Below are 22,664 nucleotides of genomic sequence, written 5' to 3'. Positions count from 1 at the left end.
CTACATGTGTAGGTAGAAGGTAGATTTATCTCGTGACCACGAACAGAGACGGCAGAGCTCCCCTGGGTGATCGGCGGGTGCGCCGTACGCAGAAGGCGTTGCAGGGCGCGCTGATCGAGCTCGTCGAGGAGCGGGACCTGTCCCGCCTCAGCGTCGCCGACGTCGCGGGACGGGCGGGGGTGAGCCGTTCCACCTTCTACGACCACTACCGGGACGTCCACGAGCTGGCCGAGGCCGCCTGCACCGTGATGATCGACGAGCTGATCGGGGCCGTGCCCGGTCCCGGAGCGGTCTCGGCGGACCCGGCGCGGGACGCCCCCCAGAAGCTGCTGGCCTTCTTCACCACGCTGGCCGAGCACGCCGGGCTCTACCGCGCCCTGCTCGGGCCGAGCGGGAGCGCGCGGGTGATCGACCACATCCGCCGCCGTGCCACCGCGGCGGGATACGCCGGGGCACGTCAGGCCAGGGGCAAGGCCACAGTGGGAGCCACGGTGGAGGCCGCAGGGGAGGCCGTACGGCAGGGCGACGGAGACCCGCACGACGTGCCCGCGGCCTTCGCCGCCGGGGCGCTGGTCGGGGTGGCCGCGGACTGGCTGCAGCGCGGCTGCCCGCGCACGCCCGCCGAGATGGCCGACCTGACCTGGCCGCTGTTCACCGCCCTCTACCGCCGGGACTGAGCCCGTCAGGGCTGGGTGAGCAGCCGTGACCGGGTGCGGGCGGGAGCCGTACCGGGCAGGGTGTCCAGGACGTCGGCGAGGGAGACCCCGGCGAGACTGCTCCGCCACGCCTCGTGCGCCTCGGCCATCTTCCTGGCCAGCACGCAGGTGTCCTGGCACTGCTCGGGGGGCAGCGCCCCGCGCCCCTGCATGCGGATCTCCCGGCACTCGTACGGCGAGGCCGCTCCGCCGACCGCCTCGACGATCTGCAGGAGCGTCACCTCGGAGGCGGGCCGCGCGAGCCTGAACCCCCCTCTCGGACCCGTCGTCGCGGCCAGCACCCCCGCCTTGACGAGCAGCTGCAACTGCTTGGCGAGATAGGGCGCGGGCAGGTCGTAGTACTGAGCGAGCTGAGCCGCCGACGCGATCTCCCCCGGGAGGAGCTGCGCCAGTGACGCGGCGCAGTGCAGGACCCATTCGGTGCTCACGGGCAACTTCATGCCATGAGTCTATCTAAGACATTGCGGATCTTTTTAGTCCGAGATACCGTGCAAGTGACACCACGGGAGGAAAGGTCATCATGCGGATCGCAGTCGCCGGTGCCACCGGCAACATCGGAGCCCTCACCGTCGCCGCCCTCGAAGGCCAGGGGCACGAGGTCGTGCGCGTCAGCCGTTCACTCGGCGTCGACCTGACGACCGGAGAGGGGCTCGACGCGGCCCTGACCGGGGTGGACGCCGTGGTCGACGTCACCAACGGGGGCGAAGGAGACCGGGTGGAGGCGATCGCCTACTTCGGCGCCACGACGCGCAACCTGCTGGCGGCCGAGGAACGGGCGGGCGTCCGGCACCACGTGCTGCTGTCGATCGTCGGCATCCACAAGATCGAGGGCAACGCCCACTACGCGGGCAAGCGGGAGCAGGAACGGCTCGTGTCCGAGGGGCCGGTGCCGTGGACGATCGTGCCCGCCACGCAGTTCCACGACTTCGCCGCCATGGTGGCGAGCTGGACGGAGCGGGACGGCGTCGCCACCGTCGCGCCGCTGCTGGTGCAGCCGATCGCGCCCGCCGACGTGGCCGCCGTCCTCGCCGAGGTCGTCACGGGTGAGCCCCGGGGCCGTCACCCCGACGTGGCCGGGCCGTACACGGAGGACCTGGTGGACATGGCCAGGCGCACCAACGAGGTGCTCGGCCGTAAGGTGCGACTGGTGCCGACGTGGAAGGAGCTGTTCGGCGTCGAGATGGCCGGCGAGGTGCTGCTGCCCGGCGAGGGCGCCCGCATCGCGCCGACCACCTTCGAGGAGTGGCTTGAGCGTCTATCGGAGGATCACGGGAAGAGGTAGGCGATGTCGGCCCGGTCGTTGCCCGAGCCGAGGGCGTCCGCCTTGTACCACGCGCGGGAGCGGTTCAGGGTCGTCGCGTCGTCGTAGATCGCCCCGCCCGCGCGGTCGGACTGGTTGTTCTCCAGGGCGCTGGTGATGTCCTGCCAGCCGAAGTCGGCCAGCTGGTGGAGGCCGTACTCGTAGAAGGCGATCATGGCGCCGCCCTCGCGGTCCCACAGGGCGTGCTGGTAAAGGCAGTAGTCGCCGTAGCCGCAGGCGATCCTGGCGTAGGCGGTGCGCGCGGTGGCCTTCACCGGGGTGGGGAAGGTCATGACGGCGCCCTTGTCGCTCCAGACGATCTGGTTGGCGCCCCTGCGCTGCCCGCCGTACCTGGCGATGTGCTTGTCGATCTTGCCGGTCAGGTCGGCGTCGTCGACCGAGGCGAAGTTCGTCTCCTCGGCCCGCGCGGCGGAGACGGAGGTGGTCGGGGAGGGGTCCGGTGTCGGGACGGCGGCACCGGCGGGCGCCTGGACCGTGACGGTGAGCGCGACCGCCGCGGCGGTGAGCGACAAGGCTCCTCTGGCCTTCATGTGTCCCCCTTTTGTCGGTGAGTTTTCCCCAGTGCGATTGTGTGCCGCGTCCAGGAGGAACCGACAGCTGGGAACGCGCCAAAAAGCACGGATTCCCTGCCACCGTCGCGCTCGTCGACGGCCTTCATTGTCAGGAGTGCTTTACCGGAGTCCTTGCAGGGTCGTCAGGGCGACGTTACAATCCGAATCTATTAGGAAAGTTTCCTAATGGAAAAAACGGTGAAGAGGTGTTCACCTGCCCCTTCACGCTTAACGGGTCGCTTCGGCGTCCGCGCTGAACGTGACCCTGTCCCGTTACACATGCCGGCCAGGCAGTGCCGACGTGAAATCTCGGTACGGCCCGCCCGGTGAAAGACGCACTCCGCCCACGGCCGTCCCCACTTTGCGGGACAGCGGTGGGCATGCCAGAACACCCCCCATCCTCTGGAAGTGTGACGTGAGATTTCGTGTCGTCATCCTCGCGCTCTTAGCCGCCGGCATGACGGGTCTGGGCGCCCCCGCGCTGGCCGACGCCGGCGCGGTACAGGCGAGTGTCCAGGCCGTCGCCGCGGCCTGGGCTCCCTACACCTCCTACACGGCGGGCACCGTCGTCACCCACAACGGCGTCGACTACCAGTGCCTTCAGAGCCACACCTCGCTGCCCGGCTGGGAGCCCGACCGGGTTCCGGCCCTGTGGAAGGTCAGCACGGGTGGTCCCAGTGACCCGACGCCCCCCTCGACCCCGGGCAACCTGCGTGTCACCGGCACCTCGTCGAGCACCGTCTCGCTGGCCTGGGACGCCTCGACCGACAACGTCGGCGTGACCGGCTACGAGGTCTACCGGGGCACGACCCTGGTGACCACCGCCACCGGCACCACCTACACCGACTCGAACCTGAGCCCGTCGAGCACCTACACCTACACCGTGCGCGCCCGTGACGCCGCGGGCAACCGCTCGCCGGAGAGCTCCCCGGTCAGCGCGACCACGCAGGGCGACAACGGCGCCCCCGGTCAGCCCGGTACGGCCTCGGCGACCTCGACCGCGACCAGCATCACCCTGACCTGGGGTGCCTCCAGCGGCACCGTGACCGGCTACCGCGTCTACGAGGGCGCCACGCAGAAGGCGCAGGTCACCGGGACCACCGCGACCATCTCGGGCCTCGACGCCTGCCGGGCGTACACCTACACGATCAAGGCCTACAACGCCAACGGCGAGTCGGCGGGCCGCGACGTGACCGCCAGCACCTCCGGCTGCCCCCAGCCGCCCAGGCTGCCCGGCGCCCCGTACCTGTACATGGGCTGGGGCAACCCCCCCAACCCGGGCACGGTGATGGACGCGACCGGCGTCAAGGCCTTCACGATGGCCTTCATCCTGGCCCAGAACGGCTGTAACCCGGCGTGGGACGGCCAGCGTCCGCTGACCGGTGGCTCCGACCAGAACGCGATCAACACGATCAAGTCCAAGGGCGGCAGTGTCGAGATCTCCTTCGGCGGCTGGAGCGGCAACAAGCTCGGCCCGAACTGCTCCACCCCCGAGGCCTTCGCCGGCGCCGTGCAGAAGGTCATCGACGCGCTCGGCCCGGCCGTGGTCGACTTCGACATCGAGAACACCGACGAGTTCGAGAACTACACCGTCCAGGACCGCATCCTCAACGGTCTGAAGATCGTCCGGCAGAAGAACCCGAACGTGAAGATCGTCGTCACCATCCCGACGTTCAAGACGGCCCTGAGCGCGGCGGGCGTCCGGCTGGTCAACCAGGCCAAGGCGCTGGGCGCTCCGATCGACAACTACACGATCATGCCGTTCAACTTCAGCGGCACCGAGATGTACCAGGACACGGTCAACGCCTCCGAGGGGCTGAAGAGCTCGCTGAAGAGCGCGTTCGGCTGGAGCGACTCCGAGGCCTACGCGCACATGGGCATCTCCGGCATGAACGGTAAGTCCGACAACAACGAGACGACCACCCCGGCCCAGTGGACCAAGATCCGTGACTGGGCCATCTCCAAGGGCCTGACCAGGTTCTCCTTCTGGGCGGTCAACCGTGACCGGGTCAACGGCGGCGGCGTTCCGCAGGCCGAGTGGGAGTTCACCAAGATCACCGCGGGCTTCTGACCTTCGGCAATGATCTGACCTGAAGTTCGGAAAGGGGACGGGGCGCCACCCGTCCCCTTTTCTTCTGCTTATTCACGATTTTTCGGGATGTGTCCGGGAGTTCTGCCGGTCGTTTCTCCGAGGCCCCTTTCGGCCGTTCCCCCGAACGTCCCGAATGCCTCCTCGAACGTCCTGGACGTCCCCTGGTTCGCTCCCTGGGACGGGCCTCCGGCGTCCTGAACGCCCTCTCAGCCGACCCCCGGGACGTCCCCGTACGGCTCCCGGATGTCCTGAACGTCCCTCGTGCGCCTGGCGTGTTCCCCGGGACGCCCTTCAGCCGTCTCGGACGTCCTGGGCGTCCCCCGCCCACCCCTGGGACACGTCCCCTGGCGCCCGAACACCCCCTCGTCCGACCCCCGAGACGTTCCTCACGCGGCTCCCGGACGTTCAGGGGACGTCCTGGACGTTTCCCCGGGCGTTCTCCCGGAAGCGGAAGGCGGCGCGGTAGGCGCTGGGGCTGACCCCGGCGCGTTGGGCGAAGCGGGCGCGGAAGGACGCGGGCGAGCCGAAGCCGCAGCGCTCGGCGACCCGCTCGACCGGCAGGTTCGTGCTCTCCAGCAGTTCCCGCGCCCGGTCGACCCGGGCCCGCAGCAGCCACCGCAGCGGCGTCGTCCCCACCTGGTCCTGGAAGCGGCGGTTGAGGTTGCGGACGCTGGTGTTCGCCTGGCGGGCGATGTCGGCGAGCGTCAGCGGCAGGTGCATGTGCTCGCGCGCCCAGCGCAGCGTCGGCCCCAGATCCGCCCCGCCGGGTGCGGGCGACGGGTGGCGGACGAACTGGGCCTGCCCGCCCTCGCGCTCCGGGGCCATCACGACGCCCCTGGCGACGTTCGCGGCGACCGCGGGCCCGTGGTCGTTCAGCACCACGTGCACGCACAGGTCGAGCCCGGCCGCGACACCCGCCGAGGTGAGGATCTGCCCGGTGTCGACGTACAGGGCCTTCGCCTCGACCTCGACCAGCGGGTAGGCGCGGGCCAGCTCCCCGGTCATCCGCCAGTGCGTGGTGGCTCTGCGCCCGTCGAGCAGCCCGGCGGCGGCGAGCACGAACGCGCCGGTGCAGATGGACAGGACACGGGCACCACGCCGCGCCGCCGTACGGAGGACGTCGAGCACCTCGGGCGTCACCTCGGGCGCGTCCCGCGTCAGGCCGGGCACCACGACGGTGTCGGCGGAGGCGGCGTCCGCGAGCGGGTGCCCCGGGCTGAGCCGGAAACACGCGACGCCCACGGCGGTGGCCGTCACCTCACCGGGGCCGCAGACCAGGACCCGGTAGAGCGGCGTCCCGCCGGGCGAGTACGCGCTGGCGAACACCTGGCAGGGCACACCCAGGTCGAACGCCACGACCCCGGGCAGCGCCAGCACGGCGACGGTGTGCACAGGGGTGGACACCGCCTCGGACGCGCCACCGGACACACGGGCGGACGCACCACCGGACACGGCGTCGGGCACGGGAACGGACACGCCGAGGGGCACGGGGGTGGACACGGCCAGAACCTAGCGCACCACGGCACTCACGCCACTGGTCCGCCCCGGCCGCCGACCGCAGACTCGTGGCTCATGGAACGCAGAACCCTTCTCCAGAGCGCCGCCGCCGTCACCACCGGCGCGCTCCTGCCGACCGCGGTGAGCACCGGTACGGCCACAGCGACGACCACGACGACGACCACGACGCCGGGGTCGTCCCTGCGACGGGTGCACATCGTCCTCTTCGACGGCGTCGAGGAACTGGACTTCGCCGCCCCGCTGGAGACACTGGACATCGCGAGCAAGTTCGGCGCGCCCATCGAGACGACACTCGTCACCTGCGACGGGCCGAGAACGATCGTCGCGAGCTGCGGCACCAGGATCCAGGTCACCGCCCCCTGGCAGCCGGAGAACGCGGACGTGATCCTGGTGCCGGGCGGCTACGCGCGCGACCCCGACCGGCCGGGCGTGGCCAGGGAGATCAAGCGGGGGGTGATCCCCGCCGCCCTGCGGGCCGCCCGCCGTACACGTCCTGTCATGGCGTCGGTCTGCGTCGGCGCCCTGCTGCTGGGGGCGGCGGGCCTGGTCAGGGGACGGCCCTGCACGACCCACCACATGAGCAAGGACAAACTGGCCGAGCAGGGCGGCAAGGTCGTCGACGCCCGGGTGGTGGACGACGGCGACCTCGTCACCTCGGCAGGGGTCACCAGCGGCCTCGAACTGGCCCTGTGGCTCGTCCAGCGCGGTCACGGCATCGACGTCTCCCTCAACGTCGAACGGGTCCTGGAGTACGAACGCCGGGGCGCCGTCTACCGGACCGGCCGAGACTGACCCGGACAGACCTCAGCGCGCGGCCTCGGACACGCGCCCGGCCCGGTGGACGGCAGGTTCGGGACCACGAGCGGACCTCAGCGCGCGGCCTCCAGCACCCACAGCCGGTGGTCCCAGCCGATGTTCCTGGAGAACCTGACGCGCAGCCCGGCCTGGGCGGCGAGCCCCTCGATCCGCTCGGCGGGACGCAGCCCGGAGCCGAAGGCGCACTTGAGCCGCAGGTGGTAGAGCATGTCCTCGGCGTCGTGGAAGTCGTCCGGCATGCACGGCTCGACCATGACCAGGTCGGCGCCGTCGGGCAGGCCGTTCGCGGTCTCGGTGAGCACCTGTACGGCGTCGCCGTCGGGCAGCCAGGTCAGCAGGTGCGCCAGCAGGTAGGTGCCGTCCCCGCCGGGCGGCACCGCGCTCGCGGAGGCGACCAGCTCGACCTTCGGCAGGACGTCGGTGTCGAGCACGCTCTCCCTGAGCACACCCAGCGCCGACGGCATGGCCGCGATCCGCACCTTCAGCGTGGGGAAGGCCTTGACCAGGGCGTTGGCGACGCTGCCCGTCCCGCTGCCCGCCGCGGTCAGCGAGCTCACCTTCTCCCAGTCGTAGGCGCCGACGACGCCGGGCACGACCCACAGCGCGGTCTCCTCGACGATGGAACGGGCGGAGCCCCCCAGCGTCTCGTCGGTCCGTACGGCGACGCCCAGCGTCTGTCCCGCCGCGGTGCGGTAACCGCTCTGGCCGGTGCGGAGCGTGTGCACCAGCCCGGACAGCGAGAGGTCGAGGGCGGCATGAGCCCCGTCGAGGTGATACTCCTCCGCCGAGTGGTCGTCCTCGATCAGCTCGTCGCTGATGGGGGTGAGCCGGTAGCCGCCGTCCTCGTCGCGTGCGAACACCTCGATCGACACCAGGTAGGACATCAGCACGCCGAGGGTCTCCGAGTCCGTGGCGGAACGCCGGGCCAGCTCGGGCAGGTCACGCACCCCGGAGTGGACCAGGTCGACCAGGCCGAGCGTGATCGCGGCCCTGACGGCGAAGCCGGGCGCCAGGTCGGTCATCGTGTGCAGCCGCTCGTGGGCGTCGTCGTCCTCCTCCTCGTGCGCCTCGGCGGCGGGGGAGGGCGCGGTGTAGCGCCAGTAGCCGGTGAGGTGCATCCACTCGCGGGGCACCTCCCGTTCGGTGACGAGGTGCCGCCGTACCTCCTTGAGGGCACCCGCCTCTCCGGCCGCCCAGACGAACACGGTCCCGGGCAGCCACTCCAGCTCCCGTACGGCGCGCGCGAGCAGATCGGTCGTCCCGGCGGGGGCGCCGTCCCGCGACAGCCAGACGACGTCGGCTTCGGCCCTGGTCGGCAGCTCCTGCCGGTGGGAGGGGTCGCCGATCTCGATGAGGACCTTGGCCCTGGTGCCCTCGGGCATCTCCTCAAGCCAGCGGCCGATGGCGGGCAGCGCGGTCTCGTCGCCGATGACCAGGAGCCAGTCGGCGCCCTCCGGGTGGCCGTGGGACATCTTCGGCCCGGCGATCCAGGCGACCTGTCCGGGGGCCGCCTGGTCGGCCCACGACGAGGCCACGCCGCCTTCGTGCCGTACGAAGTCGAAGTCGATCTCACCGGCCTCGGGGTCGAAGCGGCGCGGGGTGTAGTCCTTGGCGAGCGGCCGTTCGTCGACCGGCCAGTCGAGGCTGCTGACGTTCTGCGCGGGCAGCACGGGCGGCTCGTCCCCGACGCCGAAGAAGAACTTCACGTGGTCGTCGAAGCCCTCGGAACGCAGCTCGGGCAGGTCGAGCCCGTCGCGGGTGAAGGCCCGCAACTGCTCGCCGCCGAAGGTGACCCGCCGCATTCCCGGCGTGACGTCCGAGACACGCAGAACGGTCAGCTCTCTCAGCACGATGGGAAAGGTGACGGCCGCACGGGGATTGCGGGTGGGCATCTGCGCTGCTCCTTGGTAGAGGGCGACGGGCTCAGGAAACTGACCATAGGACGAACAGGGCGAAACAAATCCAACCGGGCGGCCAAACCGTGTGTCCGTCCGTGCCATTCAGGCGCTCACGGCGGCCGTACCCCTGCTTCTTAAGCTGATAAATGGCTACTTAGGTTACCCTTACCTTATTTGGGTCGATCCAACGTGGAGGGCGGCCGCTCACACTCAGGGGTCACGTGCCCCTGACCGTCAGGAGGTCGGACCGTGATCGGAGAGGTATCTGGGCCGGAGACCATGGCGGACGACGAGTTCGTCGCGGACTGGGGGCATCCGCCGCACGCGCACACCTACCACCAGTTCCTGTTCGTCCCGCTCGGGTGGATCACGGTGACCGCGCAGGGCAGGGAGCACCGCCTGTCGGCGTCGGTCGCCCTGTGGATCCCGGCGGGGATCGCGCACAGCGCCAGGTTCGGCGAGGACTCGATGATCGTCTCCGAGTCGTTCGACGCCGAGCGGTACCGCCTGCCGTACACCGAGGTCACCGGGGTGAACGTCACCGACGCGCAGCGCAGGCTGTTGCTGAGCAGGACCCGCAGGTCCGTGCTCTCCGACGACGCGTTCGCGTTCGCCTCCCTGTCGGCGGCGACGCGGGCGAGCCTCCCCCTGCCGCAGCCGAGCAGCCCGCTGGCCGCGACCGTCGCCAGGGAACTGGGCCGCAGGCCCGACGATCCGCGCACGGTCACCGAGTGGGCGCTGAGCCTGCACACGAGCTCGACGAGCCTGCGCCGGGCGTTCCGGGCCGAGACGGGCCTGGCCTTCTCCGAGTGGCGGACCAGGCTGCGGCTCAACCACTCCCTCGACCTGCTCCAGCGCGGCCACCTGGTCGGCGCGGTGGCCGCCATGGTCGGCTTCAGCAGCGTGAACGGCTACATCATGGCGTTCCGACGGCATTTCGGGCAGACGCCGGGGGCGTACGCGAGGAAATCGGCCTGAAGGGGGAGTCGCGATGGAACCGTCCCAATGGCGGTCCGGTCCCGGAAGTTGTCAATTCACCTGAGGTGACCGGCTGATCACTGATAGACACGTCATCGGTGGGCGCGGTGCTGGAGGAGGAACCGGGCCCACCCGAGGAAGGGACGGGACCATGGCCGCCGCCGCACGCCAACCCCACCCCGTCCGTCCCCGGCAGCTTCCGGGCACGCCGTACGGCCGGGCCTCAGCCGTGGTCGGCGGGAGAGTCACCGGCCGGCGGCTCAACGGGAGCCGGGGCCTCGATCAGCCCGATGGGCAGCGCGCCGTCGGTGTTCCACGGAGGCTGGGTGAGCTGCTCGGAGGCGCCGTCGAACTTCCTGGCGGCCTTGGGGTGGCCGTTCGAGGCGGCGCGGTTGAACCAGCTGGCCGCGGCCCAGTCTTCTCCCTTGCTCTGGTGGATCATCGCCAGCCGGTAGGCCGCGTCCGCCTGACCGTGGTTGCCGGCCAGGCGGTAGAAGAACATCGCGACACTGAGCTGCTCCGGCCCCGCCCGCTGGTAGTGGCGGCCGTACCGGTAGGCCAGCTCGGCGGCGGCCCGCGACTGCTGCGGGTCGTTGAACAGCGCGGGCGCGTCGGCGTGCCCGGCGTCACCGGCCTGGCGCAGCCACTGGCGCCCCTCCTCGGGCCAGCCCTTCAGCAGGGCGATGACGGCCAGGCGCATGCAGTCGTCGCCGTTGCCGACGTCGCTGTGGTGCAGTAGCCGGGCACCGGTCCTGCCGTAGACCTGCAGGAGGTGCTGGGTGGCCTCGGGCAGCGGGGGCTCGCTCGGGGCGGTGGACCGCTGCCGCGCCCTGCGGGGGGTCTCCTGAGGCCCGGACTGCTCCTGAGGCCGTACGGCGGGCCGGGTGAACGGCGAGGACGCCGGAGACGCCGGGGACGGAGCCGTCTCGGCCGGCGCGGGTTCCTGGACGGTGGGGGTGCCGAGATGGGCGGCGCGCCAACGCCGGTGCCAGGCGTCCGTGTCTCCCAGGGCGCTCACGTCGAGCCCGGTCAGCTCGGCGGCCGTCGTGCAGGCGCTCACGAAGGAGGACACCCACGGCCAGCCGGGGACACGCTTGCGTTTCCCGCTGAGGATGTCGTGGGTGGTGCTCTCGGTCAGCTCTCTCGCCAGGCCCGGGGTCTTCCCCGACGGCCGTGAGAGCCTGCGCAGCTCGGACAGCGTGGGGGAACCGGCCAGCTCACGCAGCTCGTTGAGCTGCGCGATGAAGGCGCGTAGCGTCGCGACGTGGTGTGAGTGAGCCATCGCCCCCAGCCGGAAAATGAGTGATCTGTGATCTACGGGTAGTAGTTGGAGTCATATTGGCATCAACCGAGGGTCAAGCAGGGGGAGATCCCATATCCCGCCTCGTCCGGGGCCGATCGGGGGTTGACCTGGTCAGGCACACCCGGATGAGACAGAACAAGGTCGAAACGATCCGGATGACTCCGGATAGGTCCGGACGAAATCGGATGCCCTCGTAGCTCCTGGAAAGCCCGAAGAACAACAAGCCCAACCCCATTCTTCCGTCACCCGCCCCGCCGTGACAGGTGATCCGCTCCAGACACCGGTCTCCGCGGAAGTCCTCTGGCGTCCCGCGAAAAAGGCATGTCACAGTGTCGGAATGACCTCTGCGACCGTGGAGTCCTTCGTGCCACGCCACGCGACCGAGGTCGATCTCACCGCCTGGTGCGAGGTGTTCGGCGACGGGCAGCGGGAGGCCTCCGGAGACTCGCCCTCCGTGACCGCGCTGGCCGGACGGCTGCTCGCCGAGGAGGCGCCCGCCGTACCGCGCTGGGTCGCCCGGGGCGACGACGCCCGGCCGGTCGTCGGCGTGGCCGAACTCCGGCCACAGTCGCGCGACCCACGCGTCGGCTTCCTCCGCCTGTTCGTGGCCCCGTCGGCCCGGCGCGCCGGTGTGGGTTCCGCCCTGCTGACCCGGATCGCGGAGGACGCCCGCCGGGCCGGACTGGAGCGGATCCAGGCGACGGCGCCGGCCGGGGAGCCGGGGGAGGCGTTCGCCCGCACCTGGCGCGGAGCGCGGGAACTGTTGCGCCTTGAGCGTCAGGAACAGTCACTCGACGAGACGGTGCTGCGCCGCTGCCGTGATCTCGCCGCCTGCCCGGACCCCGCCCGATACCGGCCGGTGTACTGGCACGGCCCGGTTCCCGAGCCGCTGGTTCTCGCCTTCGGTCAGGCCATGGGCCACGTGCTGGACGCGCCGGGCGCCGCGCTGCAGATGGCGTCCCGGCAGGGGTGGGACCGGGAGGCGGTGCGCGCCTGGGAGGCGCGGCTGACCGCCGGTGGCGAGCATGTGATGGCGCACGCGGCACTGTGGCGCGACACCGGCCAGGTCGTCGCCGCGACGGTGATCACCGTGGCGGGGGACGACGCTCGGGACGCGGCACAGCACGACACGGTGGTGCTTCCCCAGCACCGGCGGCGTGGCCTGGCCCGCTGGATCAAGGCCCGGCACACCCTGCTGCTGCACGAACGCTTCCCGTGCGTGCGGACCGTCGGCACGACCGTCAACCAGCGGAACCTGCCGATGATCGCGGTGAACCGGACGGTGGGCTACCGCACGGTGCACGAGCGACTCCTGATGGAACTGCCCCTCGCGGACGGTGCGCGCCGATGAGAAGGCCGACCAGGCGTCGCCCACGGTCGTCCCGGTTCGGTGCCGGGCACCGGCGCGCTCGGCTGAGGCGGGGGCAGGAAGACGTCTCACCGCCCGCCGCCATCCCGTCCCACGGGTCCTGCCGGGCCAGGAACGCCTGCCGTACGGTCATTGAGATGGCGTAGACCTCGCGGAAGATGTGTTTCTTGCTGCTGAAGTGGTGGTGGAACGCGCCACGTGTCACGTCGGCCCTGGCACAGCTCTCGTCAACCGCGGTGGCGGAGAAACCGTCGCCGTCGAAGGGCGCCCCACTCACTGCACTAGTGCAGAATGCGGCTCTTTCCGCTGCTGCAAAAGGGGCGGTCGTACTTCTGCGTACGGTGTCCACATGAAGTACCTGGAAGGGCCCTTCGCGCCCGTCATCGAGGAAGTCACCGCCTACGACCTGCCTGTCACCGGACGCGTCCCGGCCGAGCTCAACGGCCGCTACCTGCGCAACGGGCCCAACCCGCTGGGCGTCGAAGACCCCGTCGTGCACATCTGGGGCATGGGCCAGGGCATGGTGCACGGGGTGCGGCTGCGTGACGGCCAGGCCGAGTGGTACCGCAACCGTTTCGTGCGCGCACCGGGTTTCGCCCCCATGGTGCACGTGATCGAGCACGCCCGGCGCACCTTCGCCATGGCGGAGGGCGGCCTGCCGCCCGCCGAACTGGACGAGGAGCTGAACACCGTGGGCGTGTGCGAGCTGGGAGGGACCGCGGAAGGATTCACGGCGGGGGCGCACGCCAAGCACGACCCGCTCACCGGCGAGCTGCACTCGCTGTCGTACATGGTGGGCCGCGACTTCGTCCAGCACATCGTGACCGACGCCGGGGGGACCGTCGTCCAGAGCACCGGCATCCCCATGACGCGGACACCGTTCATGCACGACTTCGCGCTCACCGAGAACCACGTGGTGGTGTGGGACACGCCGCTGGGCTTCGACGGGTTCGACTGCCGGTGGCTGCCGGAGCACCCGACGCGGGTGGGCGTCATGCCGCGGACGGGCGGCGACGTACGGTGGCTGGACATCGACCCGGTCCACGTCAGCCACACGCTCAACGCCTACGACGACGGCGACTCGATCGTGGTCGACCTGGTCACGGCCGAGGGGCCGTTCGATCCCGCCGACCCCGGGGCGATCCGGCCCACGCTGGACCGCTGGACGATCACGACGGACGGGATCCACCGGCGGCGTGTCGACGACCGGCCGCAGGACTTCCCGCGGGTGAACCAGGCGCGCGCCACCCGTCCGTACCGCTACGGCTACTCGGCCGCGACCGCCCTGTACGGGATCCCGTTCGCCCCCGAGGGCATGCCACCGGACGACGCCTTCACCAACGCCCTGGTCAAGCATGACCTGGAACGGGGGACGACCGAGGTGCACGGGTTCGGCAAGGACGAGGCGGTCGGGGAGGCGGTGTTCGCCGCCGCGGGGCAAGGCGAGGACGAGGGATACCTGCTCACGTACGTGCACGATCCCCTCCGGAACGCGAGCGACCTGGTGATCCTCTCGGCCCAGGACTTCACCGGCGAGCCCGTCGCGCGTGTCCACCTCCCCGTCAGGGTGCCGCTCGGCCTGCACGGCAACTGGATGCCTGACCGCTGAGGCGTGGCAGCATGGCCGATGTGAGCGCTCCGCAGCCGCCGTACCTCCGGATCGTCGCCGACCTTGAGCGGCGCATCGCCGACGGAGAGCTGCGGCCGGGTGACCCGGTCCCCACCACCCGGGCGATCATGCGCGAGTGGGGGGTCGCGATGGCGACGGCCAGCAAGGCGCTCGCCGCGCTCAAGCAGGCGGGCGCCATCGAGTCGACGTCGCGGGTCGGCGCCGTGGTCGCAGGCCGGAGACTGCCCTCGCGTTCGGCCGGAGGCCTCGAACGTGGCCACGTCGTCCGCGTGGCCATGGAGATCGCCGACGCCGGCGGCTTGGCCGCGTTGTCCATGCGGGCGGTGGCGGCCGACCTCGGGGTCGCCACCATGGCCCTCTACCGGCATCTGGAGGGCAAGACCGAGCTCACCCAGCTGATCGCCGACGCCGCGTTCGCCGAGATCGAATATCCGGAGCCGCCGCCGGGATGGCGTTCCCACCTGCGGGTGGCCGCGCGGCTGCAATGGGCGGCCTACCAGCGTCATCCCTGGTTGCCGCGGCTGGTGTCCATCACCCGGCCGGTGACGCCGCCGGGGCAGCTGGCGTACGGACTGTGGACCCTGCGCGCCCTCGACGGCCTCGGCCTGGACCCGGACACCCGGCTGCACATCTACGCCACGGTGGTCAACTACGTGCGCGGGACGGCGATCAACATCGAGAGCGAGGCAGCCGCCGAGCTGGACACGGGGATGACCAGCAAACAGTGGGGCAGGGCCAAGCTGTCCGCCGACGGGCCGCTGGTCGCCCAGGTCGCGGAGCCGGGCACGGAGCTCGACCTGGAATCGCTGTTCGCCTTCGGCCTCGAACGCCTGCTCGACGGCCTGACCACCGTCATCGCCCCCCGGGAGACCCGCCGGTGACCGGTCGACATAGCCGGATCTTGGTGGGTATGGGGAAAGTCATGATTTTTCCGAGGCGGGCAGTCCTCGTCGCCGTACTGACCCTCACGCTCATTCCCCTCACCACCCCACAGGCGGAAGCGGAACCACGTAAGCAGTCACAGGCCGCGAGCGCGGCCCTCGCCCGGCACATGCTGGCCCGGCTCAAGGTCGCCAGGCCCCTGAGCATCCGCGGCTACAGCCGCGAGCGGTTCCAACCCTGGGAACGCCGCTCGGGAAGATGCGACACGCGGGAAACGGTTCTGGCCCGCGACGGGCGGCACGTACGGCGTGACGCGGCCTGCCGTCCGGTCAAGGGACTCTGGTACAGCCCGTACGACGGCAAACGGCTCAGGAGTGAGAAGCAGGCGGACGTCGATCACGTGGTGCCGCTCGCCTACGCGTGGCGCTCGGGCGCCAAACGGTGGAGTCAGGCCAGGCGGCGCGCGTTCGCCAACGACCTCACCCGCCCCGAACTGCTCACCGTCAGCCACTCCGCCAACATCGCCAAGGGCGGGCGGGGTCCGCAGGGCTGGCGCCCGCAACGCCGTGCCCACTGGTGCCGGTACGCGACCTCGTGGATCACCGTGAAACACCACTACCGGCTCTTCGTGACCCGCAAGGAGAAGGCGGCGCTGCTCAACATGCTCCGGACCTGCTGACGCCGGCCTTCCCGACGATCCTCCCCGGGCGGACGAACCCTTCCGGCGGCTTCGAGCAGGTGGCTTCGGGCAGGTGGCGGGCCGGAGGCGCCGTTTCGGCGGAGGGTCGCGCCGGGCCACGTGGGCGCGTCGGGCGGTGCGGACGTCGGTCACGCGGCCGCGGCGGAGGTCACGACGCCTTCTTCGCTCCGCTCCCGGTGATCGAGCAGGAGTGGGCGCCCAGGGTGCCGTTCCAGGGGAAACCCCAGCCGCAGTGGTAGGTGCCCGCCGCCGCCCCGGATCTGACGGTGACCGTGAAGTCGACGTAGCCGGTGCCGTCGCAGCTCCACGCGTCCAGCGCGTAGCCGCCCTGTTCCTGCTGCCGCTGTCCGAACCAGCAGTCGAAGGAGCCGTCGGCGTGCGCGGGGGGAGTTCCCAGCAACGGAACGGCCAGGACCACCACGGCGCCGAGGACGAGCCCGATCGGTTTCATGGTCCTCCCTCATGCGCGTATCTGGCGTTTCCCTTCGGACGGTATACAGCCGCACCGAACGTGTCGACGGTAATAACTCAGCGGTTCTATGTGGATTTCTCCCATCGGCGTGGCGTGGCCGAACAAACCCGTCGGCACAGAATTCCCACAGGCCGGACCACAGGGCTACACGCCGAGCATGAAGAAGCTAGGGCCTGTTTTGTGGATCCTCGCCACGGCGAGGATCCACAAAACAGGCCCTAGAAGGACTCGACCCAGAGATACCAGGGGCCGTAGTAGTGCTCGACATGGGGTTCGTATTCCTCCTCTTCCGGCAACGGGGGTTCCCCGTACGGGCTCCATATGAGGCCGTGGGCGTGGATGACGTCGCCGCCACCGGCCAGCGCGAAGCGCACGGTGTTTCCATGCCGTTCAGCCCAGGAGATGTCGAACGACCCCAGCGTTCCGGACCTCGTCTTCCAGTCGGCGTCCCCCGCCACCGCCGACCGGGCGACCCTTTCGAAGGCCTGCTCGGACAGGGCGAACCTGGATTTCGCCGGCTCCCCCGCCATGACCAGGGCGAGGACCAGGAGCCCGATGGCCGGCGGCGCCGCCCAGCGCGGCAGGTTCCGCCTGACGTCCGGCCGGGTCACCGGGTTGAGAAGCCTGGCGACGAGGCGGCCGAACCAGATCACTCCGAGCACGAGGGCCACCAGGAGAACGGGAAGCACCCAGAGGGAGACACCGCCGGGGTAGCTCGCCCCGTACAGGAGCAGAAGGGCGACGACCGCCAGCGAACCGATCAGGGGAAACCCCGGCGCGCCGATCGAACTCATCGAAGACCGTTCTTTCAGGGCCACAGTGACTCCAACCGGTGCGGATTCCGACCCTTCATGATCTACGAAGCCTGTTCGTGGGATCCAGTGCGCGAGGGTGCGGGAAATGTGGATTCTTCGCGGGTTCGGAGACCGTGGAAGGAGTCAGCCGGCTGTGGAACGACGGCCGCCTGATATGGAGGAGGGGTTTTCCGGATCCGTCCGGAGACGTTTGGAGTGGTGGCGGCCGGGCTTCGGGGGGCGGAGGGTTGGGGGAACCCTCCCGCCTACCCCTCATGGAGGCGAGTCCATGTCGCGCGTAGACATCTCCCATACCTTCGTGCGCACCCCCGGCCGGGACCCCGAGGACGACCGGCTGCTGGCGCTGCTGGTGACGACGTGGGTCCTGGTGACCGGACGGGTTCCTCCCGACCGTCCCTTCGACGAGTTGAGCGCCGACGAGCTGTTCGACTTCTGGGCCGACGACCAGACGGCGGAGGTGTGACCACAGGCCGATGAGCCGCCGGAGTCCGGCCCGTGGACACCGCGGTTCCGTGTCCGCCGAATCCTCTGGGATGCTGGGCGGAGAACCGCGCCCCTGCTGCGCCAGGACCGGTGCCAGGTTTTCCTGGCGGAGAGGACCAGCATGCCCATCGCCTTCCACTACGCCGACGACACCGAACGCGGGCACGCCGAGAAGCTCGCCGCGACACGCCACAGACTCCTCAACGAGGGGACGTCCCACCCGGCGTGGGAGGAGCTGACCGACGGCGAACGCGAACGGGCCGCGGTGGAGGCGGCCTGGTATCTCCGGGCGGGGCGCCGGGCCGGGCTGTACGACCGCAACGTGGCCCCGCCGGTCACCTCCATGGCCCGTGGCGCCGACGGCAGACCGATCTCCCGGGACGACCACGAGGCCCAGCTGCGCGCCTGGATCGAGAAGAACGGCACCGGGGAACGGCTCGCGCTGCTGGACAGGGCGGAGCTTTCGGTCGTGACGGCGCTGCTGAACGAGTTGTGCGGCGCCCTGCCCAAGGAACGGCTCGGCCAGTTCGCCCGTGAGATGGCGGTGAAACTGAACGACCGGGGAGGCGTGTGACCTGCCCGTGGTGACGGCCCCGTGCTCCGGGTACGGCCCGGACGCGGGAAAGCCGGGCTCAGTGCCGGGCGGGGCCCAGGAGTTCGGCGAACAGCCGCTCCCACATCGGCGTCACGACCTCCGGGGAGTAGTCCCGGGAGGTCCGCACGGCCGCGGCCCCCATCCGCAGCCGTAGCTCGCGGTCGCCGATCAGCCGCAGCAGTCCCCCGGCCAGGGCGTCCACGTCCCCCGGCGGTACGAGCAGCCCGTCGACCTCGTCGGTGAGGACGTCACGCGGGCCGGTCGGGCAGTCGAAGGCGACGACCGGCAGGGCGTGGGCCATGGCCTCGATCATCACCATCGGCAGTCCCTCGAAGCGGGAGCTGAGCGCGTAGACCGACGCCTGGGCCAGCTCCCGGTCGAGGCGGTCGCTGCGTCCCATCAGGGTGACGTTGTCGCCGACCCGGTGCTCCCTGACGAGCGCGCGCAACGCGGCCTTCCCCTGGCCGGTGCCGTACAGGCGCAGCCGCCAGTCGGGGCGGTGCCGTACGACCTGGGCGAAGGCCGGGACGAGCAGGTCGAAGCCCTTCTGCGGGACGAGCCGCCCGGCGGCCACCACCAGGCGGTCGTCCTGCCGGGACGGCGCCCGGTCGAGGGGGTGGATCGCGTTGGGGATCCGCACGACCGGGGTGTCCGGCAGCAGCGCCTGGTAGTCGGCGCGGTCGGTCCCGGTGAGCGTCGCGACCGCGTCCAGCCTGCCGTAGTGGCGGGCGATCTGCCGCCGGACGGTCTCCGGGTGGGTGGCCAGGTTGATGTGCTCCTGCGCGACCCGGACCACACTCCTGGGGGTACGGCGGGCGGAGATGAGGTTCAGCGCGGGACGGGTGGTCACCAGGACGCCGTCCCGCAGGGAGGAGACGTAGTCGGCGACGGCCCTCTCGACCCGTTCGGTGAAGTAGGCCGCCGCGAACTCGCCGGGCGGCACGACCTTCCCGCGGACCCTCCGCCAGGCCCTGCGGCCCAGCGAGTCCTGGGGTATCCCGGCGCGCTGGTCGGCCAGGACGGTGACCGGCACCCGGGGGTCGATGGGGAAGCGGGGGGCGTCGCGGCGCCGTACGACGCTGACGATCTCCACCTCGTGCCCGGCCCGCGCCATCGCGTTGGCCTGGTTGACCACGGTGCGGATCGTGCCGCCCATCCCGTAGGCGTGCAGGAGCAGGTAGCGGACTCTCACGGGGCCGCCAGGTAGTCCCAGGTGACGGCCATCGGGCGCAGCGCCTCGGGGACCTCGTCGGGGGCCGGGAGGGCACGCCCCGGCTGCACGCTTCCCGAGCGGATCTTGTCCTTCCAGTCGCCGAGGCCCTTCTGGAGCACCTCCTGCTCCCCGTATTCGAGCATCCCGGTCTCCCAGGGGACGCCGAGGAAGTCGCACAGACGCCGGGTCTCCCGCCTCGGGTTCTCGGTCAGGTCCTCGTAGCGCACGGTCAGGCCGTCGAGCGCCCGCCGCGCCCGCTGCACGGCCTTCATGTAGCGCAGGGCGTCGAGCGCGGCCTCCTGCGGCGTACGGCGCTCGGGGCTGGCCTCGTGCCAGGACTTCGCGATGGAGGCCGGGTGCCGCAGCAGGAAGACGAAGCGGGCGTCGGGCCAGCAGGTGGCGATGCGTTCGAAGGCGAAGGCGTTGGCGGGTGTCTTGTCGACGATGAAGGACTTGCCGCTGCGGACCAGTTCCCGGTGCAGGACCCGGTCCCACAGCAGGTGTTCCAGGTCGGCTCCGTTGTGGCCGAGGGCCTCCATCGCCCGCTTCGACAGTGAGGTGCCGAAGTCCACGCTCAGCCTGCGAACGTGCAGCTCGTGCGGGGCGTGCAGCATGGAGTGGGCGTTGAGCAGCGCCCGCAGCAGCGTGGAGCCCGACCTGACGGGGGACAGGACGAAGATCGGCGCGGTCAGCAGCCGGTCGGTCACCGGGTCGGCGGGAGGCCGTATCGGCTCCCGCTCCTCCTCAGGGGCGTCCCTCACCCGGTTGAGCTGGAATCCGGTGACCCTGACCAGGGCCTTGCTGACCGTGCGCTGCCAGTTCATGGCGAGGCACGTTACCCAGCCTTCCTGGCATTTCTCTGTGTACGGCCCGGCACCTCGGCGTCAGCGGCGCCCGGGCGGGACGATCCGTACCCGCTCCTCGGGGCGTTCGTCGATGCCGTCGAGCTGCTTGACGACCGTCTCGCGCAGGTCGTCGTAGTCCTGGAAGGAGTGGTCGTTGAACAGGGTGTAGCCGGTCCACATCAGGTTGGCGCAGACCCGGGCGGGGACCTGGCCGGTGGCCGCGCCCATGCCGACCAGCGCGACCGAGGTGATGGCGCCGGGCTCGTTCCTGTTGTGCATGTGGACGGCCTGGAAGGCGGCGGCGCACGCCAGTGCGACGTTCAGCGTCTCGCTCACGTCCTGCGCCGAACGGGTCATCGTCGGCGTCGAGATGAGGAACTTCGGGGTGACCGCCCCGGAGCGCACGCACACGGCGCTGCCGACCGGGAGCGTCCCGCCGAACTCGTCCTTGATCGCCCGCTGGACCCGGAGCTGGATGCCCGCCCCGAGGTGCCGCTTGATGACCGCGTCGACTCCGCCGTCCATCCGGCCCTTGGAGTTGGTCGGGGTGACCCAGGCGTCGACGTTCTGGTCGAGGATCGACCCCCTGGCGATGTCGATCTCGGGGGTGTCGGCGAACGCCGCCAGCCACGACTGCACCACCTCGGTGTTGACGTCCGTCAGCACGACCCTGAGCGGTGACTTCACGTGTTCGACGGCCATGGATGTGCTCCAGTCGCAGGAGGTTCTTTCCGACATATCCGAAAATATCCTGCCGGACTGACAATTTGGATCATGCTTGGTGAGGCCGTCCCGGAGATCGCATCCAGGGCTTCCAGACGGCACAATTCCCCCCGATCCGCCCCATCCGTTGTCCGTACGGCACGCTGACCAGGAGCTCACGATGAGTGACGGCAAGACCCCGCCCGACCCGAACGACCCGCTGGCCCTGGCCGAGCTCTTCGCCGGGGGCGAGGACTGGCTGCCGCTCCTGAAGCCGGTCATCGAGCAGCAACCCGGGCGCGACCAGTTCATCGGCCCCAACCGTGACCCGCAGATCGTGCCCGTGCGGGAACTGACCTTCCAGGCCCTCAAGCCCAACCCGCCGCACAGGTGGAAGGTCGTCGTCTTCGGCCAGAACCCCTACCCCAGGGCCGAGAGCGCCACCGGCATCGCCATGTTCGACAACACCTTCCACGACTGGAGCGACAGCCAGTTCGGCAAGGTCGTGAGCATCCGCTGCATCATCAAGGCGGCGGCCATGTGGAAGTACGGCATCCCCAAGAAGACACCGATTGCCGACATCCGCGCGCTGCTCAAGGAGCACGAGACCGTACAGCCGCCGGAGTGGTTCCAGGCGATGCTCACCCAGGGCGTGCTGCTGCTCAACGCCGCCCTGACCGTCAGCGGCGACGGGGCGATGGGCACCGCCAGGCACACCGGGTTCTGGAAGCCCGTCGTCGAGACGATCGTCGAGGAGATCCTCAAGGCCAAGCGGGACGCCGAGGACGAGGAGGACCGCGGCATCGTCTTCGCCTGGTGGGGAGCGCACGCCCGCAACCTGAAGGCGATCGTCCAGCGCCTGGAGAGGAAGTATCCCGAGGTCACGGTCTGGCACATCGACCACCCCAACCCGGCGGCCCAGGGCGACATCTTCTGCGACGGCGACCACTTCGGCGCGGTGAACAACGCCCTCAGGGCACTGGGCACCGACGAGATCGACTGGCTGCCCAGCAAGGGGTGGAACACGGCCGCCGGAGGTGAGACCGCCGGCCGCATGGGGGAGTTCATCGCCTCGACGATGGAACTCCACCAGCTCTATCTGGAGCGGCTCGCCAGCGTCAAGGACGAGGGCCTGCTCCTGCCCGCGATCACCGGCGTCTTCGACACCCCGCTCATGGACTTCCTCAAGGCCGTCGAGCCCGTCGAACGACTGCTGTCCGGCCTCGGCGGGCACGTACGGCGGGCGCACGAGTTCGGTGCGCGGAAGGCGGGTGTCCTGTCCGCGGAGGAGGCCGCCGCGCTGTACCTCTACACCTGCGAGTCGGACTTCTACCGGCGGATCAACGCCACCCTGCGCGACCCCGACCGCACCCGGATCGTCCCCTACCTGCCGTACCTGCGCCTGCTGTTCGCGGCCGTCTCCAACCTGCCGGCCCACCGGCAACCGCTGTGGCGCGGCGTCTCGCTCGACCTGCGGGCCCAGTATCCGCTCGGCCGTACGGTGACATGGTGGGGCGTCTCCTCCTGCACCTCCGAGCTGGACGTCGCCAGGGGCTTCCTGGGCAGCCGGGGCAAGCGGACGCTCTTCGAGGTGCGTCCCACCCGGGCCGTGGGCATCCGGGCGTTCTCCGCGTTCACCGGCGAGGAGGAGTTCATCCTCACCCCCGGCACGCAGCTCAAGGTGACCGACGTGAAGACCGAACGCGGCGGGCTGTGCACCGTACAACTGACCGAGCTGGACGAGCAGAGCATGGTGGCCTGAGTA

23 protein-coding genes are annotated in these 22,664 nt (G+C 70.5%); 12 read left to right on the top strand and 11 right to left on the bottom strand.

The features are described from left to right. Positions 1 to 32: 32 nt before the first annotated feature. Positions 33 to 677 carry a TetR/AcrR family transcriptional regulator gene (locus tag ABT340_RS36140; protein WP_352015410.1) on the top strand — a complete coding sequence of 215 codons (645 nt, stop codon included), beginning with the start codon at positions 33 to 35 and terminating at the stop codon, positions 675 to 677. Positions 678 to 682: 5 nt separating this feature from the next. On the opposite strand, the gene ABT340_RS36135 is transcribed toward ABT340_RS36140, so the two are convergent. Further along, the gene (locus ABT340_RS36135; protein WP_352015409.1) at positions 683 to 1,156 is read right to left on the bottom strand and encodes an RrF2 family transcriptional regulator; all 474 of its coding nucleotides are present in this window, start codon (positions 1,154 to 1,156) and stop codon (positions 683 to 685) included. A gap of 80 nt (positions 1,157 to 1,236) precedes the next feature. On the opposite strand from ABT340_RS36135, the gene ABT340_RS36130 reads away from it, so the two are divergent. Beyond that, positions 1,237 to 1,998 carry an SDR family oxidoreductase gene (locus tag ABT340_RS36130; RefSeq protein ID WP_352015408.1) on the top strand — a complete coding sequence of 254 codons (762 nt, stop codon included), beginning with the start codon at positions 1,237 to 1,239 and terminating at the stop codon, positions 1,996 to 1,998. On the opposite strand, the gene ABT340_RS36125 is transcribed toward ABT340_RS36130, so the two are convergent. Beyond that, positions 1,983 to 2,567 carry a hypothetical protein gene (locus tag ABT340_RS36125; RefSeq protein WP_352015407.1) on the bottom strand — a complete coding sequence of 195 codons (585 nt, stop codon included), beginning with the start codon at positions 2,565 to 2,567 and terminating at the stop codon, positions 1,983 to 1,985. The genes ABT340_RS36130 and ABT340_RS36125 overlap by 16 nt on opposite strands. 436 nt (positions 2,568 to 3,003) lie before the next feature. Between ABT340_RS36125 and ABT340_RS36120 the strand changes: the two genes are divergently transcribed. After that, positions 3,004 to 4,659 carry a fibronectin type III domain-containing protein gene (locus tag ABT340_RS36120; protein WP_352015406.1) on the top strand — a complete coding sequence of 552 codons (1,656 nt, stop codon included), beginning with the start codon at positions 3,004 to 3,006 and terminating at the stop codon, positions 4,657 to 4,659. A gap of 426 nt (positions 4,660 to 5,085) precedes the next feature. Here ABT340_RS36120 and ABT340_RS36115 read toward each other — a convergent pair whose 3' ends face one another. Continuing rightward, positions 5,086 to 6,180 carry a GlxA family transcriptional regulator gene (locus ABT340_RS36115; RefSeq protein WP_352015405.1) on the bottom strand — a complete coding sequence of 365 codons (1,095 nt, stop codon included), beginning with the start codon at positions 6,178 to 6,180 and terminating at the stop codon, positions 5,086 to 5,088. A gap of 72 nt (positions 6,181 to 6,252) precedes the next feature. Here ABT340_RS36115 and ABT340_RS36110 point away from each other — a divergent pair, with 72 nt between their 5' ends. Beyond that, on the top strand, positions 6,253 to 6,990 hold the full coding sequence (locus ABT340_RS36110; RefSeq protein ID WP_352015404.1) for a DJ-1/PfpI family protein: 738 nt from the start codon (positions 6,253 to 6,255) through the stop codon (positions 6,988 to 6,990). A 77-nt stretch (positions 6,991 to 7,067) separates the two neighbouring features. Here the strand turns inward: ABT340_RS36110 and ABT340_RS36105 are convergent, their stop codons facing one another. Beyond that, complete coding sequence (locus ABT340_RS36105; protein ID WP_352015403.1) at positions 7,068 to 8,906, bottom strand: SIP domain-containing protein; 1,839 nt, start codon at positions 8,904 to 8,906, stop codon at positions 7,068 to 7,070. A gap of 255 nt (positions 8,907 to 9,161) precedes the next feature. Between ABT340_RS36105 and ABT340_RS36100 the strand changes: the two genes are divergently transcribed. Then, a complete protein-coding gene (locus tag ABT340_RS36100; RefSeq protein WP_352015402.1) occupies positions 9,162 to 9,890 on the top strand; it encodes a helix-turn-helix transcriptional regulator in 729 nt (242 codons plus the stop codon). Between the two features lie 223 nt (positions 9,891 to 10,113). Here ABT340_RS36100 and ABT340_RS36095 read toward each other — a convergent pair whose 3' ends face one another. Further along, positions 10,114 to 11,172: a tetratricopeptide repeat protein gene (locus ABT340_RS36095; RefSeq protein WP_352015401.1), complete on the bottom strand. Its 1,059-nt coding sequence runs from the start codon at positions 11,170 to 11,172 to the stop codon at positions 10,114 to 10,116. 358 nt (positions 11,173 to 11,530) lie between these two features. On the opposite strand from ABT340_RS36095, the gene ABT340_RS36090 reads away from it, so the two are divergent. Then, positions 11,531 to 12,544: a GNAT family N-acetyltransferase gene (locus tag ABT340_RS36090; protein WP_352015400.1), complete on the top strand. Its 1,014-nt coding sequence runs from the start codon at positions 11,531 to 11,533 to the stop codon at positions 12,542 to 12,544. Here the strand turns inward: ABT340_RS36090 and ABT340_RS36085 are convergent. Then, positions 12,435 to 12,839, bottom strand: coding sequence for a TetR family transcriptional regulator (locus ABT340_RS36085; RefSeq protein WP_352015399.1), 405 nt, complete (start codon positions 12,837 to 12,839; stop codon positions 12,435 to 12,437). The two genes, ABT340_RS36090 and ABT340_RS36085, sit on opposite strands and share 110 nt — an antisense overlap. A 72-nt stretch (positions 12,840 to 12,911) precedes the next feature. On the opposite strand from ABT340_RS36085, the gene ABT340_RS36080 reads away from it, so the two are divergent. The 3 genes from ABT340_RS36080 to ABT340_RS36070 are packed head-to-tail and all read left to right on the top strand — an operon-like array spanning position 12,912 to position 15,753. Next, positions 12,912 to 14,171, top strand: coding sequence for a carotenoid oxygenase family protein (locus ABT340_RS36080; protein ID WP_352015398.1), 1,260 nt, complete (start codon positions 12,912 to 12,914; stop codon positions 14,169 to 14,171). A 20-nt stretch (positions 14,172 to 14,191) separates the two neighbouring features. After that, entirely contained in the window at positions 14,192 to 15,073 is an 882-nt protein-coding gene (locus ABT340_RS36075; protein WP_352015397.1) for a TetR/AcrR family transcriptional regulator C-terminal domain-containing protein, read from the top strand. 41 nt (positions 15,074 to 15,114) lie between these two features. Beyond that, on the top strand, positions 15,115 to 15,753 hold the full coding sequence (locus ABT340_RS36070) for an HNH endonuclease family protein (RefSeq protein ID WP_352015396.1): 639 nt from the start codon (positions 15,115 to 15,117) through the stop codon (positions 15,751 to 15,753). A gap of 169 nt (positions 15,754 to 15,922) precedes the next feature. Here the strand turns inward: ABT340_RS36070 and ABT340_RS36065 are convergent, their stop codons facing one another. Next, positions 15,923 to 16,225 carry a hypothetical protein gene (locus ABT340_RS36065; RefSeq protein WP_352015395.1) on the bottom strand — a complete coding sequence of 101 codons (303 nt, stop codon included), beginning with the start codon at positions 16,223 to 16,225 and terminating at the stop codon, positions 15,923 to 15,925. Positions 16,226 to 16,464: 239 nt separating this feature from the next. Continuing rightward, the gene (locus tag ABT340_RS36060) at positions 16,465 to 17,040 is read right to left on the bottom strand and encodes a hypothetical protein (protein WP_352015394.1); all 576 of its coding nucleotides are present in this window, start codon (positions 17,038 to 17,040) and stop codon (positions 16,465 to 16,467) included. A gap of 289 nt (positions 17,041 to 17,329) precedes the next feature. Between ABT340_RS36060 and ABT340_RS36055 the strand changes: the two genes are divergently transcribed. Both ABT340_RS36055 and ABT340_RS36050 read left to right on the top strand, forming a co-directional pair. Next, the gene (locus tag ABT340_RS36055; RefSeq protein ID WP_352015393.1) at positions 17,330 to 17,524 is read left to right on the top strand and encodes a hypothetical protein; all 195 of its coding nucleotides are present in this window, start codon (positions 17,330 to 17,332) and stop codon (positions 17,522 to 17,524) included. Between the two features lie 141 nt (positions 17,525 to 17,665). Continuing rightward, positions 17,666 to 18,118 carry a hypothetical protein gene (locus tag ABT340_RS36050; RefSeq protein ID WP_352015392.1) on the top strand — a complete coding sequence of 151 codons (453 nt, stop codon included), beginning with the start codon at positions 17,666 to 17,668 and terminating at the stop codon, positions 18,116 to 18,118. 58 nt (positions 18,119 to 18,176) lie between these two features. Here the strand turns inward: ABT340_RS36050 and ABT340_RS36045 are convergent, their stop codons facing one another. Genes ABT340_RS36045 through ABT340_RS36035 form a run of 3 tightly spaced genes read right to left on the bottom strand, consistent with a single transcriptional unit; the run spans position 18,177 to position 20,899 of the window. Beyond that, positions 18,177 to 19,331 (bottom strand): glycosyltransferase family 4 protein, encoded by a 1,155-nt coding sequence (locus ABT340_RS36045; RefSeq protein ID WP_352015391.1) that lies wholly within the window; start codon positions 19,329 to 19,331, stop codon positions 18,177 to 18,179. Beyond that, positions 19,328 to 20,176, bottom strand: a complete 849-nt coding sequence (locus ABT340_RS36040; protein ID WP_352015390.1) for a sulfotransferase family protein — start codon at positions 20,174 to 20,176, stop codon at positions 19,328 to 19,330. The genes ABT340_RS36045 and ABT340_RS36040 overlap by 4 nt, the downstream gene beginning before the upstream one ends. A gap of 60 nt (positions 20,177 to 20,236) precedes the next feature. Beyond that, a complete protein-coding gene (locus ABT340_RS36035) occupies positions 20,237 to 20,899 on the bottom strand; it encodes a macro domain-containing protein (RefSeq protein WP_352015389.1) in 663 nt (220 codons plus the stop codon). A gap of 181 nt (positions 20,900 to 21,080) precedes the next feature. Between ABT340_RS36035 and ABT340_RS36030 the strand changes: the two genes are divergently transcribed. Next, on the top strand, positions 21,081 to 22,661 hold the full coding sequence (locus ABT340_RS36030) for an ADP-ribosyltransferase domain-containing protein (protein ID WP_352015388.1): 1,581 nt from the start codon (positions 21,081 to 21,083) through the stop codon (positions 22,659 to 22,661). Positions 22,662 to 22,664: the final 3 nt, after the last annotated feature.

The organism is Streptosporangium sp. NPDC000239, from assembly GCF_040300765.1.
Classification (GTDB): domain Bacteria; phylum Actinomycetota; class Actinomycetes; order Streptosporangiales; family Streptosporangiaceae; genus Streptosporangium.
This window is presented reverse-complemented; position numbering and strand designations above follow the sequence as displayed.

Coding starts and splice junctions, on each gene's coding strand:
- ABT340_RS36135 (WP_352015409.1), bottom strand. CDS start 1,156: ATGAAGTTGCCCGTGAGCACCGAATGGGTCCTGCACTGCGCCGCGTCA.
- ABT340_RS36130 (WP_352015408.1), top strand. CDS start 1,237: ATGCGGATCGCAGTCGCCGGTGCCACCGGCAACATCGGAGCCCTCACC.
- ABT340_RS36125 (WP_352015407.1), bottom strand. CDS start 2,567: ATGAAGGCCAGAGGAGCCTTGTCGCTCACCGCCGCGGCGGTCGCGCTC.
- ABT340_RS36110 (WP_352015404.1), top strand. CDS start 6,253: ATGGAACGCAGAACCCTTCTCCAGAGCGCCGCCGCCGTCACCACCGGC.
- ABT340_RS36105 (WP_352015403.1), bottom strand. CDS start 8,906: ATGCCCACCCGCAATCCCCGTGCGGCCGTCACCTTTCCCATCGTGCTG.
- ABT340_RS36095 (WP_352015401.1), bottom strand. CDS start 11,172: ATGGCTCACTCACACCACGTCGCGACGCTACGCGCCTTCATCGCGCAG.
- ABT340_RS36090 (WP_352015400.1), top strand. CDS start 11,531: ATGACCTCTGCGACCGTGGAGTCCTTCGTGCCACGCCACGCGACCGAG.
- ABT340_RS36080 (WP_352015398.1), top strand. CDS start 12,912: ATGAAGTACCTGGAAGGGCCCTTCGCGCCCGTCATCGAGGAAGTCACC.
- ABT340_RS36070 (WP_352015396.1), top strand. CDS start 15,115: ATGATTTTTCCGAGGCGGGCAGTCCTCGTCGCCGTACTGACCCTCACG.
- ABT340_RS36065 (WP_352015395.1), bottom strand. CDS start 16,225: ATGAAACCGATCGGGCTCGTCCTCGGCGCCGTGGTGGTCCTGGCCGTT.
- ABT340_RS36060 (WP_352015394.1), bottom strand. CDS start 17,040: ATGAGTTCGATCGGCGCGCCGGGGTTTCCCCTGATCGGTTCGCTGGCG.
- ABT340_RS36055 (WP_352015393.1), top strand. CDS start 17,330: ATGTCGCGCGTAGACATCTCCCATACCTTCGTGCGCACCCCCGGCCGG.
- ABT340_RS36050 (WP_352015392.1), top strand. CDS start 17,666: ATGCCCATCGCCTTCCACTACGCCGACGACACCGAACGCGGGCACGCC.
- ABT340_RS36040 (WP_352015390.1), bottom strand. CDS start 20,176: ATGAACTGGCAGCGCACGGTCAGCAAGGCCCTGGTCAGGGTCACCGGA.
- ABT340_RS36035 (WP_352015389.1), bottom strand. CDS start 20,899: ATGGCCGTCGAACACGTGAAGTCACCGCTCAGGGTCGTGCTGACGGAC.
- ABT340_RS36030 (WP_352015388.1), top strand. CDS start 21,081: ATGAGTGACGGCAAGACCCCGCCCGACCCGAACGACCCGCTGGCCCTG.